This is a genomic window from Parvularcula sp. IMCC14364, from assembly GCF_030758415.1.
In the GTDB taxonomy this organism is placed as follows: Bacteria; Pseudomonadota; Alphaproteobacteria; order Caulobacterales; family Parvularculaceae; genus Aquisalinus.
The window spans coordinates 687,983-703,647 of sequence record NZ_CP132334.1 but is presented as its reverse complement, the minus strand read 5'-3'; the positions used below and the strand labels follow the sequence as shown (position 1 = coordinate 703,647).

Below are 15,665 nucleotides of genomic sequence, written 5' to 3'. Positions count from 1 at the left end.
AAGCCTGTTGCCTCACTGCTTTCAGGCGGTTTCCAGGAAGCCCTTTTCCTCAAGATAGGCGACAATCTGCTCGGCGGCTTCGGCTGCTGACATTGCCACAGTATCCACCTCAAGTTCGGGATTCTGCGGCTGTTGATACTCCGAATCAATACCGGTGAAATTCTTGATCTCACCTGCCCGCGCCTTCTTGTAGAGGCCTTTCACATCACGCTCCTCGGCCACTTCCAGCGGTGTATTGACAAAAATTTCGATAAACTCACCCTCTTCCAGCATGGCACGCGCCATCTGCCGCTCTGCACGGAAAGGCGAGATGAACGAGACAAGCGTGATCAACCCGGCATCAGCCATCAACTTGGCGGTTTCAGAGACGCGGCGAATATTCTCTACGCGGTCAGCGTCCTTGAATCCGAGATCCTTGTTCAGGCCATGGCGCACATTGTCACCATCCAGCGTGTAGGTATGGCGGCCCATGTCAAACAGCTTTTTCTCGACCAGATTGGCAATAGTGGATTTGCCGGACCCGGACAGACCGGTGAACCAGAGGACCGCCGGTTTCTGCAGTTTCAGGGTGGCACGCGCCGTCTTCCCCACTTCCAGATCCTGCCAGACGACATTGGCTGCACGGCGTAGCGAGAAGTCCAGCATCCCCACGCCAATGGTCCCGTTGGTCTGTTTGTCGATCAGGATGAAGCTGCCTGTATGGCGGTTGTTTCTGTAAGGATCAAAGGCCACCGGCTTGGCCAGCGAGAGGTTGCAGACACCAACCTCGTTCAGCTCCATGGTCTTGCCCGGTTCCTGGGCGAAGTTATTCACATTGATCTTGTGCTTGAGCGCCGTGACCGTTGCCGGGATGATCTGATTGTTGATCTTCATTAGATACTGGCGGCCCGGGAACAGTTTTTTGTCGCTCATCCACATGACATGCGCGGCAAACTGATCTGACTGCTCCGCAGGGTGATTTTTGTCGCAGATAACATCCCCGCGCGAAATGTCGATCTCATCCTCAAGGCAGAGCGTGATGGCTTGTCCTTCTGCGGCTGCATCAAGCGCGCCGCTATAAGTGACCAGTGTTTTTACTTTGGAGCGCTTGCCAGACGGGCTGACAATCACTTCATCGCCCGGCCTGACCGTGCCGGAGGCGATGGTGCCCGAATATCCCCTGAAATTGAGGTCCGGTCTGTTCACCCACTGCACTGGCAGGCGGAAGCCGGAAGCGCTCTCCCCCTTGCTGATTTCAACTGTTTCCAGATGCTCCATCAGCGTCTTGCCCTCATACCAGGTCGAGCGATCGCTGCGGGTGGTGATATTATCCCCGTCTAGGGCTGACATTGGTATACAGACGATATCTTCAAAGCCCAGCTTTTCAGCAAAGCTGCGATAGTCGTTTTCAATGGAACTGAACACGCCCTGATCAAAATCAAGCAGGTCCATCTTGTTGATTGCCACAACCACATGGCGGATCCCCAGCAGGGACGCGATATAACTGTGACGTCTGGTCTGCACCTGTACACCGTAGCGCGCGTCAATCAGAATGATTGCCAGGTCCGCCGTGGAAGCACCCGTGGCCATATTGCGCGTGTACTGTTCATGGCCGGGTGTGTCCGCGACGATGAACTTGCGCCTGTCAGTTGAGAAGAAACGATAGGCAACATCAATCGTAATCCCCTGCTCGCGCTCAGCGGCAAGGCCATCAACCAGCAACGCCAGATCAGGCTTCTCACCTGTTGTACCTGACTTTTTCGAGTCATTTTCAACCGCAGCCATCTGGTCTTCATAAATCAGCTTGCTGTCATACAGGAGGCGACCGATCAGCGTGGATTTGCCGTCATCAACGCTGCCACAGGTGATGAAGCGCAAAAAGCTCTTGTTTTCCTGGGCCTGCAGGTAAGCGACAATATCTGTCGCGATCAATTCGTCATGGTGCGACATCAGAAATAGCCCTCCTGCTTTTTCTTCTCCATGGAAGCAGACTGGTCATGATCGATGACACGCCCCTGCCGCTCCGATGTGGTGGTCAGCAATGTTTCCTGAATGATTTCTTCCAGCGTCGTTGCTTCGCTTTCAACTGCACCTGTGAGCGGATAACAGCCCAGCGTCCGGAAGCGGACCATTTTTTCTTCCGGGACTTCGCCCTCTTTCAGCGGCATCCGGTCATCGTCCACCATAATCAGGGTGCCGTCGCGTTCTACGACGGGGTGCTTTGCTGCAAAATAGAGACACGGAATTTCTATCTGCTCTTTATGGATATATTGCCAGATATCCAGCTCCGTCCAGTTGGACATTGGGAAGACACGGATGCTCTCTCCCTTTGCAATCTGGGTATTGTAGATATTCCATAACTCAGGACGCTGATTTTTCGGGTCCCAACGGTGCTGGGCGGAACGGAAAGAGAAGATGCGCTCTTTCGCGCGGGACTTTTCTTCATCACGGCGCGCGCCACCAAACGCAGCATCAAAGCCATATTTGTCGAGTGCCTGCTTCAGTGCCTGCGTTTTCATAATATCGGTATGGGCAGCAGAGCCGACACTGAATGGATTGACGCCCTGCGCTACCCCTTCCTGATTGGTATGAACCAGCAATTCGAGACCGAGTTTTTCAGCTGTCTCATCCCGAAACCGGATCATCTCCCGGAATTTCCAGGTCGTATCCACATGCAGGAATGGAAATGGCGGCCTGGAAGGATAAAATGCCTTCAGCGCCAGATGCAGCATGACCGATGAGTCCTTGCCAACTGAATAGAGCATCACCGGTTTTTCACATTCAGCCGCCACTTCGCGCATAATGTGAATACTCTCGGCTTCCAGCCGTTCCAGATGCGTGAGGTCTTTCATGGGAGGTCCTGTGGGCCTTGCGCCCGGGCTGCTGAACAAATCTGAGATACGGGTAACATTTTCAATGTCACCGCGTGAAGCAGATAAGCCCTGGGTCATCATGCTGCAACCGCGAAATGCCGCTCCTGATAACGATTATGCAAAAATATCAGTATGAAATGCACGGCCAATCACCCTGTTTAGGCTTTCTATACCGAATTTGGCACCTAAATAAGTTAGGTAAAGATACCTCTGCTGGCTGAATGCGCCCGAGGGGTTTAGTGAGAGTGTCATGCTGCAAGGTAAGTTTTCGTTTCAAGTCGCCCGCTCGACCGCCTTCGTGAGCGCGGTTGTGAGTGCCAGCGTGTTACTGCAACCGGGCCCTGCGAGGGCACAAAGCCTGCGCGAGACACTGGAATTGACCCACACCACCAATCCAGTGCTCCGGGCGCAACGTGCGGGACTGGAAGCGACCAGTGAACTGCTGCCACAGGCGCGGGCTGGATTGCTGCCGAAAGTGAATGCCCAGGCTGGCGTCACGCAAGTTCTTTCCAGCACGTTTGAAACGCCGCCGCAGGATGCCGGGCAAGGGTCTTCAGATACCGCAGATCCCGCTGCACAGATTTTCGGCGCCTTCGCCGGCAATGGCAGTGACCAGACCACTTCGGCCGCCGTAGAAGCACAGCAACCCCTGTTTCAGGGCTTTCGCAATATCAACAACATTCGCGAAGCCAGATCGCGCATCAGCGAGGCGCAAGCCGACCTGATCGCAACGGAACAGCAAATTCTGGCAGAAGCTGCTGCCGCGTATTTCTCGGTGGTAACCAACGAACAAAGTGTGCGGGCATCGGAAGGCACGTTGCGTGCACTGGACGGTCAGCTAAAGGCGGCGCAGGCACGCTTTGAGGCAGGTCAGGGCACCAGAACCGACACAGCCCAGGCCCAGGCCCGATATGCCGGGGCAGAAGCTGACCTCATCCGTGCCCGCTCAGACCTTGCCGCAGCCAGAAAGCAATATGAACGCATTGTCGGCCAGATGCCCATGACTCTGGAAGCAGAACCGACACTGCCTGCCCTGCCCGACAGCATGGACATGGCACTTCAGACTGCGCTGTCAAACAATCCGCAATTACTGGCGGCTTTCGCACGTCTTGAAGCTGCCGGGTATAACCTGAAATCAGCGCGCGGGTTGCTTGCGCCTACCGTTACAGCAAATGCGCGGTATCAGTATGCGGAAGGGCAGTTTATCGAAGGTGACACATCCGAGAATTCATCCATCGGTGCGCAAATCAATATTCCGATCTTTCAGGGTGGTCAGACATACTCCGCCATCAGACAAGCACGGGCAGGAGAAAAGGCTGAGCGCTTTTCCCTTGATGCCACACGCCGCTCTGTTACGGAGCAGACACAGGTTGCCTGGGAACGCGTTGTTTCAGCCCGCGCCGCCTTTGAAGCCAGCCAGCAGACTGTCGTTGCCAATGAGGTTGCCTTGCGGGGACTTGAACTGGAAAACAGGGTTGGTCAGCGCACGACACTGGATGTGCTGAACGGACAGCAGGAATTGCTGGCTGCGCGCCTTGGCAGCTATCAGGCACGCGAGCGCTATCAGCTTGCTGTGTTCGCCCTGATGCAGGCTATGGGCACGCTGGATGTACAGGCCCTCAACATTTCCTCCTCTGGGGAATAGACCCGCGCCCGGCAGGCTTGAGGTCTTGACTCTATTTATCTGCATAAAGATTTAATCTACAGGACTGCGATCTTCATATTCTTTTGGAACCAGATACACGCTGCCACGTTGGTGGGGTGTGCAATCAAAAGGATAGTACTATGAAGATTTATGAACGCTTGAAAGACGACCACAATTATCAACGCGAGCTTGGCGAGAAAATCGTCGATACGCAAGGTGATACGTCCGAGCGCCACGCCCTGTGGACTGAATATAAAACAGAGCTCGAGTCACACGCTATGGCAGAAGAGCAGGTTTTTTACTCCGACATGATGAGCGAAGATGACCTTACCAAAAAGGCCCGTCACAGCGTGGCAGAGCACAAGGAGCTGTCGGACATGATCCGTGAAATCGATGATATGGATATGTCCTCGCCGGGCTGGCTCATGAAATTCAAACAGTTGAAAGACTGCGTTGAACACCATGTTGCCGAGGAAGAAAAAGAAGTGTTTCCGGAAACCCGGAAAGAGTTCTCCGAAGCGCAGGAAAAGCAAATGTGCCGCGAGTTCGAGACCAAAAAGCGCGCCGCGCTGGACGATCTTGCCGCAGCATAACCCGCAATGATGTCGCTGGACAATGTATCCACCACAAGCCGCACATCCATGAAGTCGGATGTGCGGTTTGGTGACTCACGCGCGGCATCGGTGCGCCGGGTAAAAATACTGGCGCGCTGGATGGATGACCTGTTCACACTACCAGGTACAAAAATAGGTGTTGGACTGGATGGCATCCTGGGGCTTGTACCGGGCGTGGGCGATGCCCTGACGACCGTGGTGTCGTTACATCTCGTCGGTGAAGCCGTTCAGGCTGGCGCGCGCAAAAAGACCATCATGCGGATGCTGGGCGTTATCGGCAGGGAATTTCTGATTGGCCTTATTCCGGTGGTTGGCGATTTTTTTGACCTGACCCACAAATCCAATCGCCGGATACTGGCGCTTTTACTGGATGACCTCAGCCACTGAGTGGCACATTAGTACCGGGGGCTTATCTGCTTGACGTCAGCTTTTTTACATATCAGAAGGGCTGTCTGTTGCAGGCCCCTGTGGCGGAATTGGTAGACGCGCGTGATTCAAAATCACGTTCCTTAGGGAGTGCCCGTTCGATTCGGGCCAGGGGCACCAGAACACTGTCATTCACTTTATTCGCTGTGCAACCATGCGTGAACAACGCATATGTGATGCGTGACACACAAGGCGGGATTGCGTCCTGCCTTTTTGATACATAAATTACTGAGAAACTTGTGACCAGTGTCGCAGACCAATGGAGTTGAGCCATGGCTCGTAAATCGATTTTGAATTTTTTTGCTGTGCTGCTGGTATTGCTGCCAGCCAGCACCGCCTTTGCCCAGAATGACCCGGAGCAGCTCGTGGTGGATGTGTCCCGCGATGCCTTGGAGATCCTGAGAGAATATCGCCCGACATATGATGACAATCCTGAGCTTCTGCAAAATGAACTTCTTGCCCTGCTCGACCCGGTGATTGACTTTGAGGCCTTCTCCAGAGGTGTTATGGGCAACTATCGCGATCAGGCGACCGACAGCCAGCGCGAGCAATTTCGGGAACTGTTCAAGGCAACCCTGGTTGATCTCTACACCTCCGCTCTTGTAGCAACAGAAATTCGGGATATTCAGGTCCGCGAGACCAATATGCGCTCTGACACCAGTGCAAGCGTGCTTGTTGATGTCACCGCAGCTGACGGCACGTCCTACGAAGTTTCATATTCCATGCGACGTGATGATGCAGGCACATGGAAAGCCCGCAATATCATCATTGATGGCGTCAATGTGGGGCTGACATATCGCAACCAGTTCCGCAGTGTCATGGAAACTGAAAATGGTGACATGGAACGGGTCATCCAGATATGGCCGGAAGTGATCGACGGCGCATAACATGGGCGATGCGCCTGCCGCGTGACCTAGTCCCGGCCAAAAACCATTAACAGGCTCGGCAGAACGATCAGGTTCACCATCAGGGACAAGCCCATTGCCATGGCTGTCAGTACACCAAAATAAATGGTTGGTACAAAATTTGACAGTGCCAGTACGGAGAACCCTGCAATAATCGTGATTGATGTGAAGTACACAGCAGAGCCGATATTGCTGTGACTGATTTCAATCGCTTCACGTCTGGTGCGCCCTGCCCTGCGCTCCTGTTTGTAACGGTGCAGATAATGGATCGCGTTGTCCACACCGATGCCGATGATGATCGCTGCGATGGTCATGGTCATCATGTCCAGTGTGATACCGACCACCCCCATGAAGCCAAGCACGATTGCCGCTGACAGCAGGTTCGGTACAACGCCTGCAACAGCCAGCATGGGTGAGTGTAGCAGGATAAGGAACATGATAAAGGTTGCGAGGACCACAAGCCCGATGGTCGCGCGCTGCGAGGCAAACAGTGTTTTCAGCATATTGTTGAACAGCACAGTCACCCCTGTGACACGCACATTTTCAGGCGCCATCCCCATTTCCGAGACAGCATATTCTTCTATTGCCCGGATCAGGTCATCACGGGCGCGGCGCGGCTCAACAGGGCGCATACGCAACGACATGCGCATCAGGCCATCGCTCGGGGAACTGTAGGGCGTCAGAAACTCGCGGCGCAGATCTTCAGGCACTGCCCCGACAATCGCCGCAAGCTGGATCGTGTTGAGCGCATTACCTTCGTTGAACTCACGCGCCACTTCCTCCAGCGTTGCCAGGGAAATTATCTTGCCCACTTCCGGCTGCTCCTCCAGAAACTCCTGCATCTGGCGCAAGAGCGCTATCTTGTCGGGCGTGTACCAGTAACGCTCCGGATAGGCATCTGGCTCCTCCGTGAAGAAATCATCATCGTCGGCGACCGGTTCCTCCTCAAACGGCTTGAATGTGAGGATCACCTCCATGGGGGTCGTGCCCCCGAGATTTTCATTGATATATTCAAGCCCCTGACTGATGTCCGAGGACGCGCGGAAATAGTCCACAAACCTGCTTTCCGTACTCAGCCGGTTTATCCCGTACCAGCTCGCTGCCGCCGCACCGAGCGCCAGCAGGATGACCAGAAGCGGCACCCGGGTTGAGATGAGCGACATCACCCGCGGCAGAAACGGCGCTGTCTCGCCAGACCCCAGCACCTGCTGCTCGGGCAAAAGCCGCAGCACAGCCGGAAAGAACGTGTAATTCATAAAAAATGCTGTCGCCATGGCGACGCACATGATCCATCCCAGATCAATAACAGGCACAATGTTGCTTGCCATCAGTGAGGCAAAAGCCGCCATGGTTGTCAGCGCGGTGTAAAGACACGGCGCAAATTTATCGAGCATCGCACGGGTCAGCATCTCGTTGTTGGTCAGCCCCTCCTCGCTGCGACCGATCTCCCGGTAGCGGACGATCAGATGGACAGTAAAAGCGATAGAGAAAATAATCAGCAGCGACACAAAATTCGAGGATATCACCGTGACGGGCTGCCGCAGGAAGCCAAGGATACCCGTTGTCAATAACACAGCCAGAAGCGCCGTCGCCACGGGCAGGAAAACCCAGCGCAAGCGCCTGAAAAACAGGAACAGCGCGACCATGACAACGCACAGCGATATCCCCCCGAATGTGAGAATGTCATTCTTGACGAAACGGATCATATCCGAGGCGATCATCGGCACCCCTGCAAAATAAGATACCGCCTCACCGGAAATGCCTTCCCGAACCTGCCTGATGTCACTCATCAGGCGCTCCTGATCCGCTGTGAAGGCACGGCGTGCCGCCTGATATTGGGGCTCAATGACGCGCAGACGCTGCGCGATTTCTTCGGTGCGCGGCGTGACCTGTCGCAGTTGCTGTCGCTCTCGCCACAGTTCATCAAGTTCAGTATCCGGCTCGATACCGATCCGCATCGCTGTCGCCCGGCCATCGGCAGAGATCAGCAATTCGCGATATAACGGGCTGTTGCGCAGCTCGTCTCTGGCAAGGTCAATATCCACATCTGGCGACTTGAGTGTGCGAAAATCTGTCGCGAGCTGCGTAAGTTCAACTGGTGGGCTGCGAAACAGCGGCACATCGAGAATTGAAGTAACTGCAGAGACGCCCTTGATTGCTTCAAGCTGTGCCTGCAGATCAGCAAGCTGGGCCAGGCTGTCAGGGGACAGTAGATCACCTTCAAGCGGCTCATAGGTCAGAAATACGACGGCCCCATCCCCAAAATCCTGACTTATTTCCAGAAAATAGGCCAGCTCTGCATCGTTTTCAGCCACCAGCGTATCGGCAGACGCATCATAGGATAGATTGCGCGCATTCAGGCCTGCAAATAGCGTCGCCGCCGTAACCAGAGCCAGCAGCATATATGGCGCTGCAAACCAGAAACGCCCGATCTGTGCGAAAATACTGTTCATTATTCAGCCAGAAACGGGTCTTCTTCCTGCGTACTGCCATCGTTCACGAGAAACTCGCGCCGTTGAACATAAGTGTCACGCACGAAAAGATAACCGTCGCCCTTGATGAGATCGCGCGCTTCGAGAAGCTGCGCGCTGGTATCAATGGCTGCACCTGCGCCCAGCCCGAATCTCGCCTCAGCATCCTCCAGATAGAATGCCGGATTAACCGGCATGGAAGCGGCCCGGCCAACGCCATCACGCAAGGTCATGCCGCCCATTACCGGCAAGACCACATATGGCCCTGTGCCAACGCCCCATTTGGCAAAGGTCTGACCGAAATCTTCTTCCTCTTCGGGCAGGCCCAAAGTGGTGGCAACGTCAAAAATGCCAACAACACCAAGCGTTGAATTGAGCGTGAAACGGGTCATGTCCCGAAAACCCTCTTCAACCTTGCCTTGCAGAAACTGGTTCAGCGCGACTGTCGGGTAGAGCAGATTGTCATAGAAATTGCTGACACCCTTTTCCACCGGATCAGGCGTGACCGCCACATAGACTTGCGTCACAGGTTTGACGACTGCCTTGTCCAGATCATCATTAAGGTTGTAGACCTTGCGGTTCCACCCCTCATAAGGGTCGACATACTGGTCTTCCGGCAACGTGCTGCAAGCCGTGGTTGTGAGAACAAGCACCAGAGCTGCCATGAAAAATTTTGGCCTGAAACGGAACATCGTCTTTTGGAACCCCCGAAGTAAGTACAGGTTCCTACTTAGACCAGTTATATAAGCAACTGAACCTGATTTTACGCACTTTTTCGAGAGGGTTGCATGCAGAACACACAACCCGCCTGACGCCGCCACCGGACGGGAAATCTGTGCCAGCTACGCGCACCGGTTCAAAGACAGGGAATACCCGCCCATGGCGTAAACCTAGCGCCTGCGGCGCTGCCTGAGATCCTGCCGGACCGGCACAGGCTCCGGATTAAGGCCAAGTTCCCGGCCAAAAAACCGCCTGGCAACCCACGAAACGGCCCACAAAATGACTGCGATGGAAAGTAAGACACCCAAAACCATGTTCAACTCCATCCTAATCTTTATGCCGCTGCAAGCTGCTGGTCGGCAGCCGCATGAATCTGGGTCACAAGGTCGTCATCAAGCCGAAGGCGCGTTTTCAGAAGATGCAGCCAAGCTCTCTCGGTATCGCCTTCCGCGTCCACAGCAAGAAGCGCTGCCATGTAGATTTCTGTCGCAATCTCCGGTGACCTGGCCTCTGCAACAAGGTCATCCATGGAAGCCGGCCTTGCCAGCTCGCGCGCGATGAAACCCTGATCGTACGTATCAAGGCCAACAGCCTCTGCCTGACCCAGAATGCGCTCGCGCTCCGCTTCATCAATATGCCCGTCCGCCTGCGCAGCACTAATCATTGCCCGGATGATTGTTCGTGATAAAGTCTCCTGCTCACCTTGCCCAGTTGGCAGGAATGTCTCGCGGGCGACAGGCTCTGCTGGCGTCACTGCGGTTTGCGCTTTCTGTTGCTGCCAGTCGCGAAATGCCTTGTAGGCAAGACCACCAACAAGCGCGACACCGCCCAGCTTAACGGCAGAGCCTGCCATTTTGCGGCCCTTCTTGCCACCAAGCAGCAAACCGACCAACCCACCTGCGGCCGCACCTGTCGCCAAACCACCCTTGCCGGTCAGGAATGAATCCAGCGACAATCCTGCCCCCTGTGCAGATTGTCCGGGGGCACCTTGTTGAGGAGCTGCACCGTTAGTCATAGCCTGATTGATCATTGTTCTGAACTGTTCCATTGTGTTTCCCTTGTACCGGCCAGCACATTGCCGGCTTTACAGAGATATTGGTACTTTAACCGTAAGAGACAATGCTGCGCGACGCAGTATCAGGATTGAAAAAAACTATCAGAGCTGATTATCACGGTGCTGAAATAAATCAGCCTTCGACAATAATGTCGTCAAACTTCTTGCCGATCACATCACGGATAACCTGCGCAATCATACGATAGGTTTCCGCCTTGCCGGCACTTTTGCGCCATACCAGCCCCACAGACCGGTTTATGACCTTGCCTTTGATCCGCTTCACCACAACCTCACCACGGTTTGGAATCTCCGAACGCGCATAAAGCGCTGGCAGGAAAGCAGCGCCCATACCCATACCAACCATCAACCGCAATGCATCAAGGCTGGTCCCTTCATAATCACGCACAGGCACGGCCCCGAAATCCTTGCACAGATCGATGATCTGTTGGTGAAGGTGGAATTGCGGATTGAGGGAGAGAACCTCCAACCCCTTCAAATCCCCGGGGTTGAGCACATCATGCTCTGCAAGAGGGTGATCTGCTGCCAGGGCAAGATAAAGCGGCTCACGGAATAATCGTTCAGTGACAAGCTCAGCGCCGGTCACAGGTAGCTGTGCCAGGATCAGATCATGAATACCACGCGTCAGTTCATATTCCAGTTCGCGCGGTGTGCTTTCGCGGACATACAGGTTAAGATCAGGATACTGCTTGTGAAGGCGCGCGACCACATGTGGCAGCAGGTAAGGACCAAGCGTCGCTTTCGACCCCAGACGTATGGTGCCAACAAGGCCGCGCTGCGCCCCGGCTGTGAAATCCACCAGGTTCTGTACTTCATCCATAATGCGACGTGCCCTGACAGCCACTTCACGCCCGGTTGGCGTGAAACTCACCCCGGAGCGACTGCGCTCTACCAGATGTACACCGAGGACCTCTTCGATCGCCTGTATTTGCGTGGTCAGGGAAGGTTGACTGATCCCGCATATCTCGGCTGCCCGGCGAAAGTGATTCACTTCGTCCAGCGCCAGAAGGTAGCGTAACTGTTTCAAGGTAAGAGATTCTGCTTCTGCCATTGTTCTTTTCCTAAACCCGATAAGTTATCCGGGTGCCCGTTAATTATCAGCAGCATACAGTGCTTCGGCGCAGATGCGCCAATATGAAACCGGGCAGAATGCTTTATTGCATCCGCCCATTTCATCAGACTTCTCAGAAGTACATGGCAATAGCTGACACATAACCTATGCCAATAAGCACAACTGTTGACAGGGTAAATGCGGTGGTCATTTCATTTTTTCCTTTTGTTTCGTGTTACGATGATTGTCAGATGGAGAGAATTTGCGATAAGTAAATAGAATTAACCAATTTATTTCGATATATAAATCCTATCAATCAGCACCCGCCACCCCTCCGCCACGTCGATAGCTTAAAGCTATCAAAATAAATACCCGTGATCGCTGCAATTCCTGTTCCTGCCGCTTATATCCCGTCCATGAATATCTGCGTGTACCAACGTAACGAGGGATAAATGACGAGAATTTTTAACCGTGTAGGAGACTTCCTGAAACTGGAGGCATCAGCTGGCCTGATCCTCATGTTTGCTGCTGCCCTGGCCCTGCTGGCCAATAACTCATTTCTGAGCGATCTATACGACCAGCTTCTGACCACGCCTGTGGCTGTACAGATTGGCGCGCTTGTTATCGATAAACCGCTGCTGCTCTGGATCAATGACGGCTTGATGGCCATTTTCTTCTTTCTGGTCGGTCTTGAGATCAAACGGGAGGTCATACAAGGTGAACTGTCGAGCTTCGACAAGGCTTCCCTGCCGATCTTTGCTGCCATCGGCGGCATGGCCATTCCCGCACTGATCTATGCCTGGTTCAACTGGGGCAGCCCGGACACAATTTCTGGCTGGGCTATCCCCGCTGCCACGGACATCGCTTTTGCTCTCGGCATTCTTGCGCTGCTCGGCAGCCGCGTGCCCGTTGTCCTGAAAGTCTTCCTGCTGGCGGTTGCCATCATCGACGACCTTGGTGCCATCGCGATCATTGCGCTGTTTTATACAAGTGACCTGTCGATCATTGCGCTGATAATTGCCGCAACCGGACTGGTTGCCCTGTTTATTCTGAACAGGATGGGCGTGAAGCGGATAACACCATATGCGCTGATCGGACTTATCATCTGGGTATCCGTGCTGAAATCTGGCGTACACGCGACACTGGCCGGTGTGCTTGTCGCATTCATGATCCCATTGCACGGAAAGGATGGGGCGCAGTCGCCGCTTCACAAGCTGGAGCATGACTTGCACCCCTGGGTCGCCTTCCTGGTATTGCCAATCTTTGCCTTCGCAAATGCCGGTGTTTCTTTTGCCGGGCTGAGCCTGGACGCCTTCCTGGCACCTGTGACCATCGGCGTGGCACTGGGCCTGTTCTTTGGCAAGCAGATCGGTGTCATGGCTTTCGCCGCGCTGGCTGTCAGTCTGCGCCTTGCCAAACTGCCGCAAGGCGTTGGCTGGAAAGAACTCTATGGCGTCGCCTGTCTGACAGGTGTTGGCTTCACCATGAGCCTTTTCATCGGTACACTGGCTTTCAGTGATGCAGACACACTTAACCAGGTGCGCATGGGTGTACTGGCCGGGTCCATTGCCTCTGGTATAGTTGGCTTTATGGTGCTGTCACTCAGCCTGAAGGAGAAGAAAGTGGAAGCAGCCGCTGCGCAGCCTGCGCTCTAAGCTCCAATATCATATCAAATACTTCGGGCCGCCTGTGCATCGTCACTGGCGGCCTTTTTTTATCCCGGGTTAACTCAGGAGCTTTCGAGCTGCTGAGATAATCCCGCGCACACGGCGCAATGCCATGTCATAGCCAAGATCATATTCTTCCCCGCCTTCTAGGGCGGGCTGTTGCTCGATTGTTGTCAAGGTCTGCAACAGAACTTGCGTATTGCTGCCATAGATTGCCCCGGCATGTGTTCTGTCACGACTCAGTAAAGCCTCGTATCTGTCTCGCAACACAAGCTCAAGGTCCGGATATTTACGCAGCAATTCCTCAGCGTCAGGCTCAATACTGAGTTCTTCCGCATTCAATTCCGCCCAAAAGTGAGCGGACTGAATAAACGCCAGCAGTGACATCAACCGGCTATAAAATGTTTCCCCGAGTATTCTGCGAAATTTCAGCTTGAAATCCGAATACGGCCCATCCTTGAGAAAAGCCGAAACGGCCCCCCAAAAAACCGCTTCTTCGAACAAAGAATCATCTTCCGGCCATGCATTTATGGTCGGCATCTTTTCCAGATATTCAAGATAGCTGGCATAGACACTGAAATCAGGCAATGGCTGTAGCAGGAAATCCCGGACCTCTGACTGCGCCATCGTCCCGCAATCCCTGTCGCCCGATGGATAGCCATGGCCTGTCAGAAAAGCGGCATGGCGCAGAACACAATATTTATTCTCCGTAAAGAGAGAAAGATATGTGAAGAGTTTTTCCTTCCAGAGCGACGGAAACGGCGCGTCCAGATACGCGTAGTGAGCCTCGTCAAACACCGACTTCAGGGCAGCCTCGTCCTTTTCCAGCACCCTGAAAAAATCCGGGTACAGTCCGAAACGCACAGTGACTGCCTGCCTTATCAATATCATTTTCTTTTCCCCGGGCCTGACAAAGAATCAACATCATAGCGTATCATCCGTTGCCGCCCTGCTTTACGCAAAGATGGACATATACGCTCAAAATTCAGGCTTATGTGTGATCTGGCGCACCGTTAACCAGGAACAAGTACCAGGTACAGGCTCTAGCCAGCATTTCTGGCGGCTTCTTTGACCGCTGCTTGCAGGACTTCGCAGATAAAATGAGCCTGATCTTCTGTCAGATAAGGGTGCATTGGCAGTGACATCACCCTGTCGGCCAGTTTTTCACAATTTGGCAGACCAGATTCCGGCGCATACGCCTCGAATGCCTTCATCAAATGCAGGGGTTGTTGATAGTAAATTGCAGTTGGCACACCTGCTGTGCCCATGGCCTCGCGCACCGCATCGCGGTGATCCAACTGCACGGTGAAGTAACCAAAACTGTTATCGGTCTGGTCATATGTGCCTTGGACATGCGCCTGGTCGCCAAGGTGTTTCGTGTAAATGGCCGCAATATTTTTTCTGGCTTCCAGCTCATCATAAAAAATTTCCAGCTTTTCCAACAACACGGCAGCCTGAAATGTATCCAGCCGTCCATTCATGCCCACCCGAACAGATTCTCGGCGCTGCACATCTGTGCCGTGCCAGCGAATGGACTCACATATTTCAACCATCTCCTCAGACTGAACGAATGTCGCCCCGGCATCCCCGTAAGCGCCTAGAGCCTTGCCCGGAAAGAATGACGTACCCGACACAGGCGCAAGGTCACCAACCCAGCGATTAGCCTGTTTGCCGCCGAAACTCTGCGCCGCATCAGCAAAAACTGTTATGCTTTCTGCATCCGCAATTTTCTTTATCGCAGGATAATCAGCAGGCAAACCGAACAGATCAACCGCACAGATGACTGCGGGCTTCAGCTTACCCTCTGCCTTGACGGCATTGATTTTTGCCTGCAGGTCTTCAGGGCAGATGTTGAAGGTAACCGGATCAACATCCACAAAGACAGGCGTTGCCCCCGCGATCAGAACCGCATTTGCTGTCGCGTTGTAGGTAAAGGCCGGGATGAAGACAGCGTCCTGCGGTGTGAGATTGAGGCCCATCATCGGAATGATAAGCGCGTCGGTGCCTGAGGCGCAGGCAATGACCTTGTGTGCGCCGGTCTTCTCCTGCAGCTTTTCCTCGAGATCAGTTATTTCCGGACCGGCAATGTAGCGCCCGTGATCCAGCACATCAATCAGCCGTTTCTCGACTTTGGCGCGAATGCGTTTTTGCTGCGCCTTGAGGTCGATAAAAGCAATAGTGCCTACACGGCTTTCACGTTCAAGAGCGAGGTTTGCGACTGCATTCATCTGAGATATCCTTC

Annotated in this window: 13 protein-coding genes and 1 tRNA gene; 6 read left to right on the top strand and 8 right to left on the bottom strand. The window is 53.9% G+C overall.

What is annotated here, in order from left to right; all coding sequences use genetic code 11:
• Positions 1 to 21: 21 nt before the first annotated feature.
• Complete coding sequence (gene cysN, locus RAL90_RS03410) at positions 22 to 1,929, bottom strand: sulfate adenylyltransferase subunit CysN (protein WP_306253126.1); 1,908 nt, start codon at positions 1,927 to 1,929, stop codon at positions 22 to 24.
• Positions 1,929 to 2,831 (bottom strand): sulfate adenylyltransferase subunit CysD, encoded by a 903-nt coding sequence (cysD, locus tag RAL90_RS03405; protein ID WP_306253125.1) that lies wholly within the window; start codon positions 2,829 to 2,831, stop codon positions 1,929 to 1,931. Before cysD ends, cysN begins: the two co-directional genes overlap by 1 nt.
• A gap of 271 nt (positions 2,832 to 3,102) precedes the next feature.
• On the opposite strand from cysD, the gene RAL90_RS03400 reads away from it, so the two are divergent.
• From RAL90_RS03400 to RAL90_RS03380, 5 genes are all read left to right on the top strand, one after another.
• Positions 3,103 to 4,497, top strand: coding sequence for a TolC family outer membrane protein (locus RAL90_RS03400; RefSeq protein ID WP_306253124.1), 1,395 nt, complete (start codon positions 3,103 to 3,105; stop codon positions 4,495 to 4,497).
• 140 nt (positions 4,498 to 4,637) lie between these two features.
• Complete coding sequence (locus RAL90_RS03395) at positions 4,638 to 5,090, top strand: hemerythrin domain-containing protein (protein ID WP_306253123.1); 453 nt, start codon at positions 4,638 to 4,640, stop codon at positions 5,088 to 5,090.
• 6 nt (positions 5,091 to 5,096) lie between these two features.
• Positions 5,097 to 5,498: a DUF4112 domain-containing protein gene (locus RAL90_RS03390; RefSeq protein ID WP_306253122.1), complete on the top strand. Its 402-nt coding sequence runs from the start codon at positions 5,097 to 5,099 to the stop codon at positions 5,496 to 5,498.
• A 74-nt stretch (positions 5,499 to 5,572) separates the two neighbouring features.
• Positions 5,573 to 5,657 (top strand) — tRNA-Leu (locus tag RAL90_RS03385).
• Positions 5,658 to 5,809: 152 nt separating this feature from the next.
• Complete coding sequence (locus tag RAL90_RS03380; RefSeq protein WP_306253121.1) at positions 5,810 to 6,424, top strand: phospholipid-binding protein MlaC; 615 nt, start codon at positions 5,810 to 5,812, stop codon at positions 6,422 to 6,424.
• A gap of 26 nt (positions 6,425 to 6,450) precedes the next feature.
• On the opposite strand, the gene RAL90_RS03375 is transcribed toward RAL90_RS03380, so the two are convergent.
• The 4 genes from RAL90_RS03375 to RAL90_RS03360 all read right to left on the bottom strand — a co-directional run bounded on the left by RAL90_RS03375 (position 6,451) and on the right by RAL90_RS03360 (position 11,756).
• Positions 6,451 to 8,895 (bottom strand): RND family transporter, encoded by a 2,445-nt coding sequence (locus RAL90_RS03375; RefSeq protein ID WP_306253120.1) that lies wholly within the window; start codon positions 8,893 to 8,895, stop codon positions 6,451 to 6,453.
• A complete protein-coding gene (locus tag RAL90_RS03370) occupies positions 8,895 to 9,578 on the bottom strand; it encodes a VacJ family lipoprotein (protein WP_306253119.1) in 684 nt (227 codons plus the stop codon). Before RAL90_RS03370 ends, RAL90_RS03375 begins: the two co-directional genes overlap by 1 nt.
• 389 nt (positions 9,579 to 9,967) lie before the next feature.
• The gene (locus RAL90_RS03365; protein WP_306253118.1) at positions 9,968 to 10,681 is read right to left on the bottom strand and encodes a tellurite resistance TerB family protein; all 714 of its coding nucleotides are present in this window, start codon (positions 10,679 to 10,681) and stop codon (positions 9,968 to 9,970) included.
• Between the two features lie 139 nt (positions 10,682 to 10,820).
• Positions 10,821 to 11,756 carry a hydrogen peroxide-inducible genes activator gene (locus tag RAL90_RS03360; RefSeq protein ID WP_306253117.1) on the bottom strand — a complete coding sequence of 312 codons (936 nt, stop codon included), beginning with the start codon at positions 11,754 to 11,756 and terminating at the stop codon, positions 10,821 to 10,823.
• A gap of 461 nt (positions 11,757 to 12,217) precedes the next feature.
• On the opposite strand from RAL90_RS03360, the gene nhaA reads away from it, so the two are divergent.
• Positions 12,218 to 13,411 (top strand): Na+/H+ antiporter NhaA, encoded by a 1,194-nt coding sequence (gene nhaA / locus RAL90_RS03355; protein ID WP_372340422.1) that lies wholly within the window; start codon positions 12,218 to 12,220, stop codon positions 13,409 to 13,411.
• Positions 13,412 to 13,480: 69 nt separating this feature from the next.
• Here the strand turns inward: nhaA and RAL90_RS03350 are convergent, their stop codons facing one another.
• Both RAL90_RS03350 and RAL90_RS03345 read right to left on the bottom strand, forming a co-directional pair.
• Entirely contained in the window at positions 13,481 to 14,314 is an 834-nt protein-coding gene (locus RAL90_RS03350; RefSeq protein WP_306253115.1) for a hypothetical protein, read from the bottom strand.
• A gap of 152 nt (positions 14,315 to 14,466) precedes the next feature.
• Positions 14,467 to 15,651: a DegT/DnrJ/EryC1/StrS aminotransferase family protein gene (locus RAL90_RS03345; RefSeq protein ID WP_306253114.1), complete on the bottom strand. Its 1,185-nt coding sequence runs from the start codon at positions 15,649 to 15,651 to the stop codon at positions 14,467 to 14,469.
• Between the last annotated feature and the right edge of the window lie 14 nt (positions 15,652 to 15,665).

Coding starts and splice junctions, on each gene's coding strand:
- RAL90_RS03375 (WP_306253120.1), bottom strand. CDS start 8,895: ATGAACAGTATTTTCGCACAGATCGGGCGTTTCTGGTTTGCAGCGCCA.
- RAL90_RS03350 (WP_306253115.1), bottom strand. CDS start 14,314: ATGATATTGATAAGGCAGGCAGTCACTGTGCGTTTCGGACTGTACCCG.
- RAL90_RS03380 (WP_306253121.1), top strand. CDS start 5,810: ATGGCTCGTAAATCGATTTTGAATTTTTTTGCTGTGCTGCTGGTATTG.
- RAL90_RS03345 (WP_306253114.1), bottom strand. CDS start 15,651: ATGAATGCAGTCGCAAACCTCGCTCTTGAACGTGAAAGCCGTGTAGGC.
- cysN (WP_306253126.1), bottom strand. CDS start 1,929: ATGTCGCACCATGACGAATTGATCGCGACAGATATTGTCGCTTACCTG.
- cysD (WP_306253125.1), bottom strand. CDS start 2,831: ATGAAAGACCTCACGCATCTGGAACGGCTGGAAGCCGAGAGTATTCAC.
- RAL90_RS03390 (WP_306253122.1), top strand. CDS start 5,097: ATGATGTCGCTGGACAATGTATCCACCACAAGCCGCACATCCATGAAG.
- RAL90_RS03360 (WP_306253117.1), bottom strand. CDS start 11,756: ATGGCAGAAGCAGAATCTCTTACCTTGAAACAGTTACGCTACCTTCTG.
- RAL90_RS03370 (WP_306253119.1), bottom strand. CDS start 9,578: ATGGCAGCTCTGGTGCTTGTTCTCACAACCACGGCTTGCAGCACGTTG.
- RAL90_RS03400 (WP_306253124.1), top strand. CDS start 3,103: ATGCTGCAAGGTAAGTTTTCGTTTCAAGTCGCCCGCTCGACCGCCTTC.
- RAL90_RS03395 (WP_306253123.1), top strand. CDS start 4,638: ATGAAGATTTATGAACGCTTGAAAGACGACCACAATTATCAACGCGAG.
- RAL90_RS03365 (WP_306253118.1), bottom strand. CDS start 10,681: ATGGAACAGTTCAGAACAATGATCAATCAGGCTATGACTAACGGTGCA.